We start from the raw sequence: 14492 nt of genomic DNA, 5'->3' as shown, positions 1-14492 counted from the left end.
CGTTGGAGTGTCAATGAAACCAGTATTTAAGCTCGGCCTATGTGCCATCATGGCCACCAGTGTGGTGGCCTGCAGTGGTGGCGTCGAGCAGCGCCGTCAAGCCAAAGATGACTTTGACTATTTGCAAACAACCCCGTTGTCGCCATGGCAAACCTTGCCGGATCAAGCGCCGTATTTTTCCACCAATTATCAGATCCCGACACAAGATTTTAATGGTGAAGTCGGTCAGAACGTTGATATTCGTCCACCGCGCCAAGTGCTGGACCTGATCCCGGGCGCACGGATACAACGTGATAGCCGTGGCGTCACCCTTGCCGTTGCCAATGAAAAGCAACTCGATAAAGTATGGCAAACGGTAGAGCGTTTGGTCAGCGAGCAGACCATTCCAGTGTCGTCGCAAACGGCAGACCAAGTAGAAACCGGTTGGATTGCTTGGGAAAAAGAAGACAGCGCCCATCAAGCACGCTTCCGTCTATCGCGCCTTGAGCAAGGTCGCCGCTTTGCGTTAGGGGTGAATATGATTGACTCGCGTGCGAAAGCCAGCGATGAACCGCTCACCCCTGCGTTGCGTGAGCGCTACAACACCCTGATGACTAACCTTATCACGGTGAGTCACGATGCGGCATTGCGTGCCGAAGCGCGCCGTTTGGCGGAGCAGCGCCAGTCTGATATTCCGATTAGCTTTGGTACCGATCGCAGTGGGTTGCCGGTCATCATCGCGCGCGCCCCTTATGATGTGGTTTGGGAAAAGCTGCCTGCTATCATCAAGCCTTTAGGGTTCACGGTAGAAAGTCGTAACCAGTCGCAAGGCACGGTGAAAACCCGTCACGTCGCGCCAAATGATGAGCGTTGGCAATCCCTTGGTGTTGATCCGATTTCGTTCCCGGACAACAGCTATACCTTGTTGCTGGGCGATCTAGGCAACCGCACGTCACTTAACGTGACCAACAGCGATGGTAAGCCTGTCGATGAGGCGACGTTAGAAGCGCTGAGCCCAGCGCTCAAAGCGGTCATTGCCCAAGTGAACCAAGCATCAGAGTAATTTTATAGGGACGCGGTGAGCGTCCCTTACTTTTAGCGCCTAATGGAGAGTATAGGTAATGGAAAAACGTGCTGAGTTGTATCGCGGTAAGGCAAAATCTGTCTATGCCACAGATGATGAGCACCGCTTTGTTCTGCACTTTCGCAATGACACGTCGGCTTTTGATGGCGAGCGTGTTGAGCAGCTTGAGCGAAAAGGCGAAGTGAATAACAAATTTAATCACTTCATCATGCAAAAGCTTGAGCAGGCGGGCATCCCCACCCAAATGGACCAATTGTTGTCCGATACCGAGTGTGTGGTGAAAAAGCTAGATATGATCCCTGTAGAGTGTGTGGTGCGCAATATTGCAGCCGGTTCACTTTGCCGTCGCCTTGGCGTCGAGGAAGGGACGGCACTGACGCCGCCCACCTTTGAGTTGTTTTTAAAAAACGACGCGCTGCACGATCCCATGGTCAATGAATCCTTGTGTGAGTCTTTGGGCTACGCCACGCAAGCGCAATTGGCGACGATGAAATCACTGACCTACAAGGTGAACGATGTCCTCAAAGCGCTGTTTGCGGAAGGAGAGCTGTTGTTGGTCGATTATAAACTTGAGTTTGGTGTTGATCATCAAGGTAATATTGTTCTGGGTGACGAGTTTAGTCCTGACGGTTGCCGATTGTGGGATGCCAATACCCGAGAAAAACTGGATAAAGACCGTTTCCGTCAAGGCCTAGGTGGTGTTGTGGATGCTTACATCGAGGTGGCAAAGCGTATCGGCCTTACCTTGTAATTTTTGGTTTTAAAAAGCAAACGTTTGCTTTTTGCGCGCGAAAAATAGCGCCATCAATATGGCGCTATTTACTCTTTATGCTCGTCTGATTGCGCTTGATCATTCCCCGCATCGCTTTCTTTGGATGACGACTGTTTATCCGGCTTATCTTTGTACTTAAGGCCAAACTTTGCGTTGGCGGTGTACTTGAGTGCCATGATATTACTGACCACCACGGCAACCACGATGGCAATAATGACATAAGGGTTGGTTAGCCATTCCATTGTTCCACCTCGCAGAGATTGGTGACGTAGGTTGAATATATCCAATCCAATTGGTCAAGAATAGTACGCTTACCACAAATAGGCGCATTGCCGATCGCGTTGGCAAGCATGTCTTGGCTAAATGCTGACAAAAGGGTGGCGCTGGTGGCGATATGGCTGATATGCCAAGGCTCCCTCGCAACACCGCCCTTATCCTCGGCATAAGGAAGGAAGAACCCCCATTGCGGGGCGTGGGTTTTAAGCCACTGAGAAAACGCGGCCTGAGGGCCATCATCATATTCCGGTGGGGTGAGCGCCAACCTTTGATGTGGAGCCAGTGCACGCTTGTCATACACGTCTAAATCTGTTCCCCAATGATGGCGGCTTGCCCCAGGCAAAGCTGACCAACGCAATATTGCCTTGACGCGCGCATCATCAGACAGTTGCGTGATATCCAGTGGCTGGCTGTCGGCATCTAGCACCGGTTTTTCGCCATTAAATTTACCATTCCAGATAGCCAACTGACGGGCAAACGAGCGATAGCCGCTGGCGACCATTAGGGTAAAGCCCGCTTGTGATGCCGCCTGTTGTAAGGCGGCAAAATCAGCCAGTACAGCCTGATGCAAGCATGGTGCATTAGGTTGGTTGTTGATCGGTGCGAGCACTGAGCCGTCTTGGCCAGTGAGCTGTGCGGACGTTGGGGTCAAGGGAGTGCTTTCTCCAACACCTTTTGATACATGTCCGTCAGCTTTTCTAAATCCGGGATACTGACACATTCATTCACCTTGTGGATAGTGGCATTCACCGGGCCCAGCTCAATCACTTGCGCACCCATTTGCGCAATAAAACGTCCGTCGGAGGTGCCGCCAGTGGTCAGCAGTTCCGGTGTTTGATGATTCACCTCTTCCACCGCCGCCACCACCGCGTCCAGCAACGTACCTTTATCGGTTAAGAAAGGGTCACCACTGTGCGTCCACTCAAGGGTATAGTCGAGCCCATGGGCGTCTAAAATAGAGTAAACCCGCTTTTTGATGGTTTCACTGTCCAGCTCGGTGCTGAAGCGGAAGTTAAACTGCGCATGGCATTCCCCTGGGATGACATTGGCCGCGCCTGTGCCAGCCTCGATATTGGGGATTTGGAAGCTTGTGGGGGGGAAAAACGCATTGCCTTTGTCCCAGAGTGTTTGCGCAAGCTCGGTGAGCGCTGGCATCGCCTGATGCACTGGGTTGTTGGCAAGATGCGGATAGGCGACATGGCCTTGTGTCCCTTTGACGTAGAGATCCCCGGTGATGGATCCGCGACGGCCGTTTTTCACCACATCACCGACATGGTGTGTGCTAGACGGTTCGCCAACAATACACATATCGATCTTCTCGCCGCGCGACATTAGGGTATCGACGACGCGGGTAGTGCCGTTAATAAACGGGCCTTCTTCATCTGAGGTGATTAAAAACGCGAGAGAGCCAGAGTGGTCAGGGTGCTGGGCAATAAAACGCTCAACCGCGACAACCATGGCGGCCAATGAGCCTTTCATATCCGCGGCGCCACGTCCATGGAGGTGATCGTCAATCACTGTCGCTTCAAACGGCGGTGTATGCCATTGTTCGCGCGGCCCTGAGGGAACCACGTCAGTGTGGCCGGCAAAAGCAAACAGAGGGCCTTCCGTCCCCCGCCTGGCCCAAAGGTTAGTGGTATCTTCAAACACCATGGTCTCAATGGTGAAGCCCAAGGCTTCTAACCGCGCAATCATTTGATCTTGGCAGCCGGCATCTTCCGGCGTGACCGATTCTCGGTTTATCAGATCTTTCGCTAAAGCCAGCGTGGCAGAGTCAGTCATCGGGGTTTCCTTACAACAAAAATGAATCGACTATCACATTACGCGAAAATATCAGCGTATTGGTTCTCTTTAAAGCCGAGGTAATAGCTACCTTTGTGTACGAGCAATGGGCGTTTAATGATCGCTGGGTTGTCGAGCATGATTGCGATAGCGCTGGCTTGGTCTAAATGGGCTTTTTGCTCATCGCTTAGTTGGCGGTAGGTGGTGCCACGTTTGTTGATTAACGCTTCCCAGCCCAGTTCGGCAACGAAAGTTTGCAGCATTTGTGCGTCTAAGCCATCTTTCCGGTAGTCGTGATATTGGTAGTCGATACCTTGGTTATCCAACCACTTTAGGGCTTTTTTTAGGGTGTCGCAGTTTTTAATCCCAAATACAGTTGTCATGGTCTTATCGTGATTGTTGGCAAAGGTTTAAGAGTGACACCACTGGTTAATGAACGCAATACTTGGCGCGGCAGGGATGTACGCCATGTGATGGCGCAAAACCGTGTGAAATGCGTGGGTAAATGCGCCTGCAGCACGTCGATTTGATGGCGTTTTGATCAAACGCAAAACCTCTTAGCAGGCGCCATGAATAATGGGATCATTCGTAATTGTTGGAGGTTCGTATGGAACTCAACCCGGTATTCGCTCGGCGCTTGTATCTCGCCGCACTGGTAGAAGAGATGGAGCGCCCAAATGTTCCGCGTTTGATTGAGGCAACAGGCTGGCCGCGTCGCACTATCCAGGATGTGCTCAAATCTTTGTCAGGGCTAGGCATTGATATGACATTTATCCAAGATGGCAAGCGCCACAACGATGGTTATTACCAGCTAAAAGACTGGGGCCCGTTTCGTCGCGATTGGGTCGAGGATAAAAAGCGAGACATTCGCTCGTATATCAACTAGTGATCGCCTAAGGGACGGACCAGTTTCGCCTCGACCAGTGTGCGTCGAATGGCATCAGCACGCCGACGGTTTGCGCCAAAGTCGTAATAGCCAATACGAGAGGCAGAGCGAAGCGCGAGCTGGTTATCACTGAGTGAGACTTCAACATCATCGACAAAGCGCAGCACCCGGGTGGTGAAGCGCAAGTGTGCGTAGTTTTCTTGGGCTGAAACCACTTGAGCACCTGGCATTGAGGCAACTTTCTCAACAATGGTCGCCAAGGCAACATCGGTGTTAGCCAGCGGTAAGGGCGCTAACTGAAATGTCGCGCGCGTGTCTTCTGTTGAAACACAATTAGGGCTGTCACCACAGGCAGTGACAGGCGGTTGTTTTGCCATGGGGCCTCCTTTCGAGCAGCCGAACAGTGTAAAAAGTACAATGAGGCCGAGCAGATTTTTTCCCATTATGCCCCCACGAGCGTGTAACCAATAAACCCTATCCAGCTTACGACGAGTAAAAGCCAAGGTAAACGGCTGTGCCCTTTATCTTGTGCAGTAGGCTGCGGTGAAGAGGCAGGCTCGCTGAGTTGGTCGACAGCCGGTGTCGGTTTTTGCTGTTTTTTGCGCGCTTTGTCCTGCGCCCGCGCCTTTGCTTTTTGTTCTTTTTTGTACTGCGCAATCCCTTTCTCAATCCCTTGAGCGATCAGTTTCGTCTGAGCCTTGGTTTGTCCAGGCTTTTGCGTGGCTTTGGCAACGCGCATGGCGTCTTGTTGCGTCTCTGGCGAAATCGTTGCTTTGGCTTTTGTTTTGGCCATGAGGGCTCCATGTAACGCTAAATAAATGGCTCGTCCCTAGGATAACAAATTTTGCTTTTGCGCTTGCAGTTTTTATCGCATGTCGCCATGGTAAATGCGTGACTTCTCAATCAAAAATCTTATGGACACGTTTCATCATTTCGACGACAAAGGGTATATCAAGGCCCCCCAGATCGCCGTACTGTGCCTGCTACTGTTAAGTCGCGCATGGTGGCTACTGGCGATGGCCGGTGTCAGCCGAGAGCAGGGCAGCGAGCTGCTTGCGCTGGTTTATCCGGACACCGCTGCGTTTTATCTCAGTTTAGGGATTGGCCTGGTGCCGCTTGGGCTATTACTGTTGGTGGGGAGCTGCGACAAGGCGCCTGAATGGTTAACACAGCATTGGCACTTAGGTTATTGGTGGGTGTGGCTATTGTGGACGTGGGAAGCCTATCAAGTGGTGCATACGCTCACGATGACGGGGGGACGGTTTGATTGGTTGCTTGCCTTGCACGGGCTTTGGTTAGTGTGGGCGAGCCTTTATTGGCTGAGAAGCCAGCGCGTAAAGCGCTTTTTTTATCAGTTCACATAGACTGGGCAACGCCGGGCATAAAAAAACGCAGCACGAGGCTGCGTTTTTTCCTCACTAAGTAAACCTAATTACTTAGTAACGCGCAATACAGATGTTTCACCCACAGTGACGGCACCAGAGAGCTTAGTCAGCTCTTTGATTTCGTCCATGTTAGAGATAACAACCGGCGTTAGCGTTGATTTGGCTTTCTCTTCGAGCATGCCTAAATCAAATTCGATCACGGTATCACCGGCTTTCACCGTTTGACCTTCTTCCGCAATGCGCTTAAAGCCTTCGCCTTTTAGCTCGACAGTGTCGATGCCAAAGTGCACGAACAGCTCTACGCCGTCATCAGACTCAATTGAAAAAGCGTGGTTGGTTTCGAAAATCTTACCGATTGTGCCGTTAACTGGCGCAACCATCTTGTCGCCCGATGGTTTAATCGCAACACCATCACCGACGATTTTCTCAGCAAACACAACGTCAGGCACGTCTTCGATGTTGACGATCTCACCCGACAATGGGGCGATAATTTCAATGGCACTAGCGTCGTTGCTGTCTTCAGACACCAACTTCTTCAGTTTGTCGAACAGACCCATAGTGTTGCTCCTAAGCAGTGATTCTTTGCTGATTGTATATTAGCAAGCGGTTTTTTCCGCAATAAATTTTTCGACATAGGCCTCGATTTCTGCCGCAGTTGGCAGAGTGAGTGCTTTGTCGGCCATCGCTTTCACATCAGCAAAGTTGGCATTACGGATAATCTTCTTGATGCGAGGGATAGAGATGGCACTCATACTAAACTCATCCAAACCCATTCCCATCAATAGTAACGTTGCTTTCTCGTCACCTGCAAGCTCTCCGCACATACCCGTCCATTTACCTTCCGCATGTGAGGCATCAATCACTTGCTTGATAACTGTCAATACAGCAGGAGACAGTGGGTTATACAGGTGCGAAATCAGCTCGTTACCACGATCGACCGCCAAGGTGTACTGGGTCAAATCGTTGGTGCCAATGCTGAAGAATTCCACTTCTTTTGCGAGGTGGTGAGCGATCGCAGCCGCGGCTGGCGTCTCAACCATCACACCGATTTCCAGATCAGCGTCGAAGTCGTGACCTTCTTGGCGCAATTCTGCTTTATAGGTCTCGATCGCTTCTTTCAGCTCTCGGATTTCTTCCACAGAAATAATCATCGGGAACATCACACGGATTTTACCGTGTGCCGATGCGCGAAGAATGGCACGAAGCTGATCGCGGAGAATTTCGCGACGATCGAGGCTAATACGGACTGCACGCCAACCCAAGAATGGGTTCATTTCTTCCGGCAAGTCCATATAAGGCAGATCTTTGTCACCGCCGATATCCATGGTGCGGATGATCACTGGGTGACCATCAATCGCTTTCGCTACCGCTTTATAAGCTTGGTATTGCTCTTCTTCGGTAGGAAGCGAGTCGCGATCCATAAACAGGAATTCGGTGCGATAAAGACCGACACCTTCACCGCCGTTACGGTTCACGCCGTCACAGTCTTTGACTGTACCTACGTTACCGCACACTTCGACTTGGTGACCGTCCAGCGTGATGGCTGGCAGATCTTTAAGCTTAGCCAGTTCCGCTTTTTCGGCGATATGTTGATCGCGAATCGCTTTGAACTTGCTGAGCTCTTGGTCTGATGGGTTGATAACGATTTGGTTGTTAATCGCATCAAGCACCAGCATGTCGCCGTTTTTTACTTTGCTGGTTGCATCATTGGTGCCTACAATCGCTGGTAGCTCAAGCGAGCGCGCCATGATTGAAGAGTGTGAAGTGCGACCACCAATGTCGGTGATGAAACCAAGCACATAATTCAGGTCAACCTGTGCTGTTTCTGAAGGCGTCAGATCGTTTGCAACCAGGATCACTTCTTCGTTGATAGCGCTCAACGACACCATGTTGATGCCAAGTGCGTTTTTGACGAAGCGTGAACCGATATCACGGATATCCGCGGCACGCTCTTTCAGATAATCGTCGTCGAGTGACTCAAGCGTCACCGCTTGTTCTTCGATAACGCTGTAGATTGCGTGATCAGCGGTTGCTAGGTTTGACTTAATGAAGCTGACGATCTCTTCTTCGAGCTCTTCATCTTCAAGCAGCATGATGTGACCTTCGAAGATAGCTTCTTTCTCTTCGCCAAAGGTCTCCCTTGCTTTGTCTTTGATCGCTTCAAGTTGCGTCTTAGACTGTTCGCGAGCATCCAATACGCGCTGAATTTCTTTGTCGATTTGAGACGCAGCAATCTTATCTTTATTGATGACAACGTCTTCTTCTTGCAGCAGCAGTGCTTTACCAAAAGCAATACCAGGTGATGCCAGGATGCCTGAAATCATAGCTTTACCTTACGTTTATCCAACTTAAAACCGATAGAAAAAGAGCCGGATTACTCCAGCTCGTCCATCAGTTTTACTAGGTGATCAACGGCCTGTTGTGCTTGCGCACCTTCAGCAGAGATAGTCACCTTAGTGCCTTTGGTCAAGCCAAGGGTTTGAAGTTTAAATAGGCTTTTTGCGCTCGCGCTCTTACCGTTAGATTCAACAGTGATGTCAGCGTCGTAGCTTTTCGCTTCTTTGACGAACTGCGCCGCTGGACGAGTGTGTAGGCCGTTTTCTGCAGTAATCTCAACTTGCTTCTGATACATGATTCACCCCGTTTCTCTATTTTTTTAAATCTATGTATTAAATATAAGGTTAGCTTAACCGCTAACGGGCGACTTCGCTATCCGTTGACGCTAACCTAACCAAGAAATCGACCCGATAGCTTAATCCATGTCAATTTCGTGTCATCTTTTTGCCATTTTTGACCTTCCACTCATTAGGCGCGAGGGCTTTTATTTTGATGCGGAAAATAAAAAGGCAGACGTGTTTTACTAAAGCTTAATATAAAAATCAAACAAAAAAGGCCCAATTTGGGCCTTTGCGAATAGGGGGTTATGGAGGCTGGTTGGCTAACCTGCTGTTACTGCTCGGTTTCCAGCTCGGTGAACATTCCAGCAAACAGTGGCGAGCTGAGATAACGCTCTGCTGCACTTGGCAAAATTGTGACGATCTTCTTATTTGCGAACTCGGGAAGCTCGGCAATTTTGTTTGCCGCAACCACGGCTGCACCTGAAGAAATCCCGCCCAAGATGCCTTCTTCTTCCATCAAACGGCGAGCCATCGCAATGGCTTCGTCTGAGCTGACAGAGACCACCTGGTCAACAAGCCTGACATCCAAGTTTTTTGGCACAAAGCCCGCGCCAATACCTTGAATTTTGTGAGGGGCAGGCTGCACGTCTTGGCCCGCGATCGTTTGTGCAATCACTGGTGATTCAGCAGGTTCGACCGCGACCGTGGTGATGGCTTTGCCTTTGGTGTTTTTGATGTAGCGGCTAACACCGGTTAGGGTGCCACCTGTGCCAACACCGGCAACAAATACATCGATTTCACCGTCGGTGTCTTCCCAGATTTCAGGCCCTGTGGTTTTTTCATGGATCTCAGGGTTGGCGGGGTTATCAAACTGTTGCAGCATCAGGTATTTGCCTGGCTCTGCTGCCATGATTTCTTCGGCTTTGGCAATCGCCCCTTTCATGCCTTTTGGCGCTTCGGTGAGCACCAGCTTGGCGCCCATGGCTTTAAGCAGTTTACGGCGCTCAAGGCTCATTGACTCCGGCATGGTAAGGGTCAGCTTATAACCACGTGCCGCCGCGACATAGGCGAGTGCGATCCCCGTGTTACCACTGGTTGGCTCAATCAATTCGATACCGGGTTTGAGGGTGCCTTTTTTCTCTGCATCCCAGATCATATTGGCGCCGATACGGCACTTGACGCTGAAGCTTGGGTTGCGTGCTTCAACTTTGGCTAACACGTTTGGCTTTGCCACGCGGTTTAGGCGAACTAGCGGTGTGTTTCCGATGGTTTGTGTATTGTCTTCGTAAATCTTGCCCATTGTATCGTTCCTTCATGACACCGATTTTAATCACACTCCAAGCATATCTCTGCTGCTTGGTTTTGAAAGGATCGGTTGGTTATATCTTATTGTGACATTAACCAATAACTGATTGGTTAACCGAAAAAAGCCCACACCGATGATGTGAGCGTTCGCGTAGACGATCACAGACTAATTGCGTCCCAATGACGCTTTGTGCTTATCCACCCACATGGCAGTCGCGCCGCATACGGCCGCAGGCATCACCAGTAGATTGAGAAAAGGGGTCATGGTAAATAGCATCACCACGGCGCCAAAGCCAAGCGATGCGCCCCGCTGTTGATTTAAGGTCTGGCGCATGGCGGGAAACGACACCTTGTGATTGTCAAACGGGTAATCACAGTATTGAATCGCCATCATCCACGCGCTAAACAAAAACCAGATCACTGGCCCCACAGTTTGTCCGACCGCTGGTATCCACAGCAGTAACAAAAAACCTATTGCTCTGGGGATGTAGTAAGCGAGCTTTTGCCATTCTCGTTTCATCACCCGCGGGATATCTTTAAGGATGCCAGCCAAGCCATCATCAGGCGCACGCGTTCCCGACAGCTTTGCCTCCACGTGTTCGGCCAATAGACCATTGAACGGCGCCGCTATCCAGTTGGCCAATGTGCTGAACACATAGGAGAACACGACCAAGATAGCAACCACCACCAAAGGCCAAATCAAAAAAGAGAGCCAGGACAACCACTCAGGTAAGCTGGCCATCCAATGATCGATCCAGTCACCAACTTGTGAAAGCAAATAGATGAACGCGCCGCCAAGCAGCAACACATTGATCAAAATAGGAATGATCACAAACCGGCGTAAGCCGGGGGCCATCATCAGAGAAAAGCCTTGGAACAGGTAGCCAGCACCACTTTGGGGACGAGGGCGAGCATTATTCGCCATGATATCTCCTTGAGAACAATGTAGGTCACAACAATCCGCATGCATGCGGTCGATACAAAAATAACGTTGTGCGCTATATTACGGGGGGAATCCTTGCGATGACAACGACCCAATAATGGGAAAGTTTAACGATTTGTGTGTCTTGATTCGTTAAATTCTCCCCAACTTTTGATACAGTTAACTAAGTTGACCATTAACGCATTGCGTCAGCCAACGGGCCCCGCTTATGATCACACAAACCTTTGCAAACTGGTTGGCGTTGTGACATAAGCGAATCAAAACGCTGAACATAGATAGATTTGAGAATCGATGATGCAGGAATTGCGCCTTGTACTGATTGTGTTGGGAGCACTAGCAATCGCAGCTTTGCTTTTGCATGGCCTCTGGACAAACAAGAAAGAAAAGACGACCAAGTTTGGTGAAAAGCCGTTGGGAAAACTGGATGACGACAGTGACGAACAAAAGTTTGACCAAGATGGTATTGGTGCCGTCAGAGTTGTCAGTCGCGCTAAAAGCGAGAGCGATAAGCCTGCGCGCCAAGAGCCCGCGATGAACTTTGGTGATAAACCTGATGTGGATCCCTTGTTCGCAGGGCAAACTGGCACCGTGTCTGAATCTGAACAGACCCTGTATCCTTCAATGTCTGCGACTGATGATGAGCCGTCGCTTTCAGCCGCCACTCCGCACGTAACCGGTCAAGCTCACGAAGAACCAGAGGCGCCGCAGGCACACGCTACGGTGGCCGATGATGAGCCATCAGACCCTGCGCCAAGCGTGCATCAAGGTGATACAGAGACGGCTGAACAGGGCGAACCGCAACCCAGTGATGAACCACCAAAGGCAGATGAACCCGCGGATGAGACCGAAGTACTTGTGTTGCATGTGCATGCGAACAATAGCGACGTGTTCAGTGGTCTTGAGCTGATCCCGACCCTTGAGCAATATGGCCTCCGTTTTGGTGATATGGGCATTTATCACCGTCACTCTGATCTATCGGGGAGCGGAAAAGTCTTGTTCAGTGTGGCCAATATGGTCAAACCCGGTACGTTCGATGTCAGTCATAGCGAAAGCTTTGAAACGCCTGGCATTAGCTTTTTTATGACGCTGCCGTGTTACGGTGAGCCAGAGCAAAATTTTAAGCTTATGCTGCAAACGGCCCAGCAAATCGCGGATGAGTTAGGTGGATTAGTGCTGGATGACTCACGCACGATGATGACGCCATCACGATTGGATGAATATCGCGAGCGCGTCAAAGCCTTCATGGCCAAATAGCCTGCGCTAACGCGACCACGGTTTAAGCATACAGCGGGACATGGCTCCCGCTGTATGTGATTTATAGATATACTTGCCCGCAACCGACTCTGCTCAGACGACGAATCAAACATGGCTTACACCAAACAACAACTCGATGATTTAAAGCATCAGCTCAACTATCATGCCTATCGCTACTATGTAGAAGACAGCCCAGAGCTGCCCGACGCTGAATACGACCGCCTGATGCAAACCCTATTGGCCATCGAGGCCGAGCATCCCGAATGGGTAACCAGTGACTCGCCAAGCCAACGGGTAGGGGGCGCGCCCCTGAGTGCATTTGAAACCGTGACTCACGAGCTGGCGATGCTGTCACTTGATAATGCCTTTGAACCCGCTGATTTGGATGCGTTTGAACGTCGTTTGAAAGAGCGCCTATCGCTAGACGCTGAGCAAGCGGTGACCTACACCTGTGAACCCAAGCTCGATGGCTTAGCGGTGAGCCTGATTTATGAAAACGGTGAGCTGGTGCAAGCGGCGACGCGGGGAGATGGCACTACCGGCGAGAACATCACCCACAACGTCAAAACCATTCGCAATGTTCCCCTCACGCTACAAAAAGGGGATTGGCCAACGCGGCTCGAAGTGCGCGGTGAAGTCTTCATGCCGAAAGCGGGCTTTGAAGCACTCAACGAAGCGGCATTGAAACGAGGCGATAAAACCTTTGCCAATCCGCGCAATGCGGCGGCAGGCAGCCTGCGTCAACTTGACCCCAAAATTGCCGCCAACCGACCATTGAGTTTCTATGCCTATGCGGTGGGTGTCATGTCGACCCCGTTTGGCCAAGGGCAAAGTGAGCGCTTACAAAAGCTGAAAAAATGGGGCCTAGCGCTCAGCCCGGAAGTGAAACGGGTGGAAGGGCTAGACGGCGTGAAAGCCTATTACCAAGACATTATGGCGCGTCGTGATGCGCTGCCCTACGAAATTGATGGGGTGGTGATCAAGGTTGATAGCATTGCCAGCCAAGAACGATTAGGTTTTGTGGCGCGGGCACCGCGTTGGGCCATTGCTTACAAATTCCCGGCGCAAGAAGAAATCACCACCCTTAACGATGTGGAATTCCAAGTGGGCCGTACCGGGGCGATTACGCCCGTTGCCAAGCTTGAGCCTGTATTTGTAGGCGGCGTGACGGTCAGTAATGCCACCTTGCACAACGGTGATGAAATCGAACGGTTAGGCGTTCATATTGGTGACACCGTGGTGATCCGCCGTGCCGGTGATGTGATCCCGCAAGTGGTGGGTGTGGTGGAAAGCCGACGCCCTGAGCAGGCGAAACCAATTGTGTTTCCCGATGCGTGCCCCGTTTGTGATTCAGCGGTCACTCGCATCGAGGGAGAAGCAGTGGCACGGTGCACCGGTGGTTTGATTTGTCTGGCGCAGCGCAAAGAAGCGATCAAACACTTTGCGTCACGTAAGGCAATGGATATTGACGGCTTGGGCGATAAAATCGTCGAGCAGCTAATCGAAAAAGAGCTGATAGAAACCCCGGCCGATCTCTTTACCTTGACGCCAGGTCGGGTGACGCTGCTAGACAGAATGGGGCCAAAGTCAGCCCAAAACTTGGTTGATGCATTGGAAAAAGCCAAAGCCACCACCTTGCCACGCTTTATTTATGCCTTGGGGATTCGTGAGGTAGGCGAGGCAACCGCGCAAAATCTCGCTTTGCATTTTCACACCCTTGAGGCGTTGCGCGCGGCCGATGAAGACGCACTCATTAACGTGCCGGATGTCGGTGCGATCGTCGCGGGTCACATCGTCCGCTTCTTTGCCGAGCCGCACAACCAGAGTGTGCTAGAAGCCTTGCTGGATACTGGGATCCACTGGCCGGAAATCAGTGCGCCTTCTGAGCCAGATGCGCAACCGTTAGCCGGTAAAACCATTGTCCTGACTGGCACCTTATCGCAAATGTCTCGCAGTGATGCCAAAGCGGCGCTACAGGCGTTGGGCGCAAAAGTAACCGGCAGTGTCTCGGCAAAAACCGACATGTTAGTGGCGGGAGAGGCGGCAGGCTCCAAACTGACCAAAGCGCAAGATTTGGGCGTTACTGTGCTCGATGAAGATCAGATGATTGCCATGCTCAATCAGTAGCTTGTACCCATCACGCTGTGCGCTTCGCCGTGTAAGCGAATAACCGCGCACAGGCGCAATAGTTTACATGGCCATGTACCG

The 14492-nt window shown here is 51.1% G+C and carries 17 protein-coding genes; 6 read left to right on the top strand and 11 right to left on the bottom strand.

Going from position 1 to position 14492, the window contains the following annotated elements; all coding sequences use genetic code 11:
• Positions 1-13: 13 nt before the first annotated feature.
• Both bamC and purC read left to right on the top strand, forming a co-directional pair.
• Entirely contained in the window at positions 14-1042 is a 1029-nt protein-coding gene (bamC, locus tag BZG72_RS02370; RefSeq protein WP_046073722.1) for an outer membrane protein assembly factor BamC, read from the top strand.
• A gap of 58 nt (positions 1043-1100) precedes the next feature.
• The gene (gene purC, locus BZG72_RS02365) at positions 1101-1814 is read left to right on the top strand and encodes a phosphoribosylaminoimidazolesuccinocarboxamide synthase (protein ID WP_046073721.1); all 714 of its coding nucleotides are present in this window, start codon (positions 1101-1103) and stop codon (positions 1812-1814) included.
• A 68-nt stretch (positions 1815-1882) separates the two neighbouring features.
• Here the strand turns inward: purC and BZG72_RS02360 are convergent, their stop codons facing one another.
• The 4 genes from BZG72_RS02360 to BZG72_RS02345 are packed head-to-tail and all read right to left on the bottom strand — an operon-like array spanning position 1883 to position 4276.
• Positions 1883-2077: a DUF2897 family protein gene (locus BZG72_RS02360; RefSeq protein ID WP_077599589.1), complete on the bottom strand. Its 195-nt coding sequence runs from the start codon at positions 2075-2077 to the stop codon at positions 1883-1885.
• Positions 2065-2832: a M15 family metallopeptidase gene (locus BZG72_RS02355; RefSeq protein WP_046073719.1), complete on the bottom strand. Its 768-nt coding sequence runs from the start codon at positions 2830-2832 to the stop codon at positions 2065-2067. Before BZG72_RS02355 ends, BZG72_RS02360 begins: the two co-directional genes overlap by 13 nt.
• A complete protein-coding gene (gene dapE, locus BZG72_RS02350; protein WP_046073718.1) occupies positions 2760-3893 on the bottom strand; it encodes a succinyl-diaminopimelate desuccinylase in 1134 nt (377 codons plus the stop codon). Before dapE ends, BZG72_RS02355 begins: the two co-directional genes overlap by 73 nt.
• A 38-nt stretch (positions 3894-3931) precedes the next feature.
• Positions 3932-4276, bottom strand: coding sequence for an ArsC family reductase (locus BZG72_RS02345; protein WP_046073717.1), 345 nt, complete (start codon positions 4274-4276; stop codon positions 3932-3934).
• Between the two features lie 224 nt (positions 4277-4500).
• Here BZG72_RS02345 and BZG72_RS02340 point away from each other — a divergent pair, with 224 nt between their 5' ends.
• Positions 4501-4779, top strand: coding sequence for a winged helix-turn-helix domain-containing protein (locus BZG72_RS02340; RefSeq protein WP_025740011.1), 279 nt, complete (start codon positions 4501-4503; stop codon positions 4777-4779).
• Here BZG72_RS02340 and BZG72_RS02335 read toward each other — a convergent pair.
• Together BZG72_RS02335 and BZG72_RS02330 are read right to left on the bottom strand one after the other, a co-directional pair.
• Positions 4776-5156, bottom strand: a complete 381-nt coding sequence (locus BZG72_RS02335; protein ID WP_158010027.1) for a DUF1499 domain-containing protein — start codon at positions 5154-5156, stop codon at positions 4776-4778. The two genes, BZG72_RS02340 and BZG72_RS02335, sit on opposite strands and share 4 nt — an antisense overlap.
• 65 nt (positions 5157-5221) lie before the next feature.
• Positions 5222-5572, bottom strand: a complete 351-nt coding sequence (locus tag BZG72_RS02330; protein ID WP_046073715.1) for a DUF2956 domain-containing protein — start codon at positions 5570-5572, stop codon at positions 5222-5224.
• Positions 5573-5693: 121 nt separating this feature from the next.
• Here BZG72_RS02330 and BZG72_RS02325 point away from each other — a divergent pair, with 121 nt between their 5' ends.
• Complete coding sequence (locus tag BZG72_RS02325; RefSeq protein WP_158010026.1) at positions 5694-6143, top strand: DUF2919 family protein; 450 nt, start codon at positions 5694-5696, stop codon at positions 6141-6143.
• A gap of 68 nt (positions 6144-6211) precedes the next feature.
• Here BZG72_RS02325 and crr read toward each other — a convergent pair whose 3' ends face one another.
• From crr to cysZ, 5 genes are all read right to left on the bottom strand, one after another.
• Positions 6212-6721, bottom strand: coding sequence for a PTS glucose transporter subunit IIA (gene crr / locus BZG72_RS02320; protein WP_046073714.1), 510 nt, complete (start codon positions 6719-6721; stop codon positions 6212-6214).
• Positions 6722-6760: 39 nt separating this feature from the next.
• The gene (gene ptsI / locus BZG72_RS02315; RefSeq protein ID WP_077578600.1) at positions 6761-8488 is read right to left on the bottom strand and encodes a phosphoenolpyruvate-protein phosphotransferase PtsI; all 1728 of its coding nucleotides are present in this window, start codon (positions 8486-8488) and stop codon (positions 6761-6763) included.
• A gap of 50 nt (positions 8489-8538) precedes the next feature.
• A complete protein-coding gene (ptsH, locus tag BZG72_RS02310) occupies positions 8539-8796 on the bottom strand; it encodes a phosphocarrier protein Hpr (protein WP_046073712.1) in 258 nt (85 codons plus the stop codon).
• A gap of 317 nt (positions 8797-9113) precedes the next feature.
• Complete coding sequence (cysK, locus tag BZG72_RS02305; RefSeq protein WP_077578599.1) at positions 9114-10082, bottom strand: cysteine synthase A; 969 nt, start codon at positions 10080-10082, stop codon at positions 9114-9116.
• 171 nt (positions 10083-10253) lie between these two features.
• Positions 10254-11012 (bottom strand): sulfate transporter CysZ, encoded by a 759-nt coding sequence (gene cysZ, locus BZG72_RS02300; RefSeq protein WP_077605827.1) that lies wholly within the window; start codon positions 11010-11012, stop codon positions 10254-10256.
• Between the two features lie 309 nt (positions 11013-11321).
• Here cysZ and zipA point away from each other — a divergent pair, with 309 nt between their 5' ends.
• Together zipA and ligA are read left to right on the top strand one after the other, a co-directional pair.
• Positions 11322-12284: a cell division protein ZipA gene (zipA, locus tag BZG72_RS02295; protein WP_077605828.1), complete on the top strand. Its 963-nt coding sequence runs from the start codon at positions 11322-11324 to the stop codon at positions 12282-12284.
• A gap of 111 nt (positions 12285-12395) precedes the next feature.
• Entirely contained in the window at positions 12396-14411 is a 2016-nt protein-coding gene (ligA, locus tag BZG72_RS02290; protein ID WP_077665986.1) for an NAD-dependent DNA ligase LigA, read from the top strand.
• Positions 14412-14492 lie beyond the last annotated feature (81 nt).

The organism is Salinivibrio sp. PR6 (assembly GCF_001995955.1).
GTDB classification, from domain to species: Bacteria; Pseudomonadota; Gammaproteobacteria; order Enterobacterales; family Vibrionaceae; genus Salinivibrio; species Salinivibrio siamensis.
This window is presented reverse-complemented; position numbering and strand designations above follow the sequence as displayed.

Coding starts and splice junctions, on each gene's coding strand:
- bamC (WP_046073722.1), top strand. CDS start 14: ATGAAACCAGTATTTAAGCTCGGCCTATGTGCCATCATGGCCACCAGT.
- purC (WP_046073721.1), top strand. CDS start 1,101: ATGGAAAAACGTGCTGAGTTGTATCGCGGTAAGGCAAAATCTGTCTAT.
- BZG72_RS02360 (WP_077599589.1), bottom strand. CDS start 2,077: ATGGAATGGCTAACCAACCCTTATGTCATTATTGCCATCGTGGTTGCC.
- BZG72_RS02355 (WP_046073719.1), bottom strand. CDS start 2,832: ATGTGTCAGTATCCCGGATTTAGAAAAGCTGACGGACATGTATCAAAA.
- dapE (WP_046073718.1), bottom strand. CDS start 3,893: ATGACTGACTCTGCCACGCTGGCTTTAGCGAAAGATCTGATAAACCGA.
- BZG72_RS02345 (WP_046073717.1), bottom strand. CDS start 4,276: ATGACAACTGTATTTGGGATTAAAAACTGCGACACCCTAAAAAAAGCC.
- BZG72_RS02340 (WP_025740011.1), top strand. CDS start 4,501: ATGGAACTCAACCCGGTATTCGCTCGGCGCTTGTATCTCGCCGCACTG.
- BZG72_RS02335 (WP_158010027.1), bottom strand. CDS start 5,156: ATGGCAAAACAACCGCCTGTCACTGCCTGTGGTGACAGCCCTAATTGT.
- BZG72_RS02330 (WP_046073715.1), bottom strand. CDS start 5,572: ATGGCCAAAACAAAAGCCAAAGCAACGATTTCGCCAGAGACGCAACAA.
- BZG72_RS02325 (WP_158010026.1), top strand. CDS start 5,694: ATGGACACGTTTCATCATTTCGACGACAAAGGGTATATCAAGGCCCCC.
- crr (WP_046073714.1), bottom strand. CDS start 6,721: ATGGGTCTGTTCGACAAACTGAAGAAGTTGGTGTCTGAAGACAGCAAC.
- ptsI (WP_077578600.1), bottom strand. CDS start 8,488: ATGATTTCAGGCATCCTGGCATCACCTGGTATTGCTTTTGGTAAAGCA.
- ptsH (WP_046073712.1), bottom strand. CDS start 8,796: ATGTATCAGAAGCAAGTTGAGATTACTGCAGAAAACGGCCTACACACT.
- cysK (WP_077578599.1), bottom strand. CDS start 10,082: ATGGGCAAGATTTACGAAGACAATACACAAACCATCGGAAACACACCG.
- cysZ (WP_077605827.1), bottom strand. CDS start 11,012: ATGGCGAATAATGCTCGCCCTCGTCCCCAAAGTGGTGCTGGCTACCTG.
- zipA (WP_077605828.1), top strand. CDS start 11,322: ATGATGCAGGAATTGCGCCTTGTACTGATTGTGTTGGGAGCACTAGCA.
- ligA (WP_077665986.1), top strand. CDS start 12,396: ATGGCTTACACCAAACAACAACTCGATGATTTAAAGCATCAGCTCAAC.